Raw genomic sequence first — 1,585 nt, 5'->3', positions numbered from 1 at the left:
GCCTGGCGCAACAGGTACTGGCGGCACTCCGGCGCGGTGATGTGGCGATAGGTGCCGAGCACGATGTTGTTGGCGGCAAGCGAGTCGGCCGTGACGAAGAAGCCGAGGTTACGCTTGACCAGACGGCGCTCGTCCTCGGTCAAACCGTTCGGGTTTTTCCACAGTTCGATGTCGCGCTGCATGTTGATTTCCTGCGGCATCCAGTGGTTCGCGCAACCGGCGAGGTATTTGTCCCAGGCCCATTTGTATTTGAACGGCACCAGCTGGTTCACATCGGTCTGGCCATTGATGATGCGCTTGTCGGCGGCATTCACCCGCCGCGCTGCTTCGGCGGCAAGGTCGGCTTCCGTTTTTACGGCCAGTGTCGGATTGAACATGGCATTGGTCATCGAACGCGCGCCGGGCGCAGGCATGGATGCCTGCCCCGGGTGCGGCATCGGTGCGGCTTTCGCCGCTGGTTTCATTTCATCGTCCCAACTTAGCATCGCTTTTTGTCCTTAAGGGTATTGTAGTGGCAGTGCCGTCATGTTCAAGCAGGCGCAGCAATGATTGCTGCGCTACATCACATCTGCATGACGATTACTGACAGGCTTCGCATTCGTCGAATCCCGGATCGCCTGGGCGCAGCATGCACGCAGGACCGGCAATATCTTCCGGCGCAACGCTTGCGGGTACCACGGCGGGCGCCGCCGCATAGCTGCCGCTCATGCCGCCGTCCGCCGACACGGCGTTCAGCGCGCCGGCCTTGGTGGTCGACTTCTCGGCATGTGTCGCACCGATAGTACGCAGATAGTAGGTGGTCTTCAAGCCGCGCAGCCAGGCCAGCTTGTAAGTCTCATCGAGCTTCTTGCCGGACGCGCCTGCCATATAGATGTTGAGCGATTGCGCCTGGTCGATCCACTTCTGGCGACGGGAGGCGGCTTCGACCAGCCACTTCGGTTCCACCTCGAAGGCCGTGGCGTAGATTTCGCGCAAGTCCTGGGGAATGCGATCGATCTTCGCCAGGCTGCCGTCGAAGTACTTGAGGTCGGCGATCATGACTTCATCCCACAGGCCGCGCGCCTTCAGGTCACGTACCAGGTGTTCATTGATTTCGGTAAATTCGCCGGACAGGTTCGACTTCACATACAGGTTCTGGTAGGTCGGCTCGATACAGGCGGAAACATCGATGATGTTGGAGATGGTCGCCGTCGGCGCGATCGCCACGCAGTTCGAGTTGCGCATACCGTGTTCCTTGATGCGTGCGCGCAGCGGAGCCCAGTCCATCGATTCCGAGGTGTCGACCTCCAGGTAACCGCCGCGCTCTTCCGCCAGCAGCCGCAGGGAATCCTGCGGGAGGATGCCGCGATCCCACAGCGAGCCGCGATAGGAACTGTAGCGGCCGCGCTCTTCGGCCAGCTCGGTCGATGCCCAGTATGCGTAGTAGCACACCGCCTCCATCGACTTGTCGGCGAATTCCACCGCTTCCATCGATGCATACGGAATGCGCATCATGTGCAGGCAGTCCTGGAAGCCCATGATGCCCATGCCGACCGGACGATGGCGCAGGTTGGAGTCGCGCGCCTTTTTGACGGCGTAATAGTTG

The 1,585-nt window shown here is 60.8% G+C and carries 1 protein-coding gene and 1 pseudogene; both read right to left on the bottom strand.

Annotation, left to right across the window (positions count from 1 at the left end):
- Window positions 1-377 (bottom strand): ribonucleotide-diphosphate reductase subunit beta (locus VGU61_RS03210; protein WP_414691587.1); only part of this gene is annotated, 377 nt, incomplete at its 3' end.
- Between the two features lie 202 nt (window positions 378-579).
- Window positions 580-1,585: pseudogene (locus VGU61_RS03205) on the bottom strand (ribonucleoside-diphosphate reductase subunit alpha); the annotation flags it as partial.

Origin of the sequence: Noviherbaspirillum sp., from assembly GCF_035944575.1 — a bacterium.
In the GTDB taxonomy this organism is placed as follows: domain Bacteria; phylum Pseudomonadota; class Gammaproteobacteria; order Burkholderiales; family Burkholderiaceae_D; genus Noviherbaspirillum.
The sequence above is the reverse complement of the archived record's forward strand: the minus strand, read 5'-3'. Positions and strand labels throughout refer to the sequence as shown.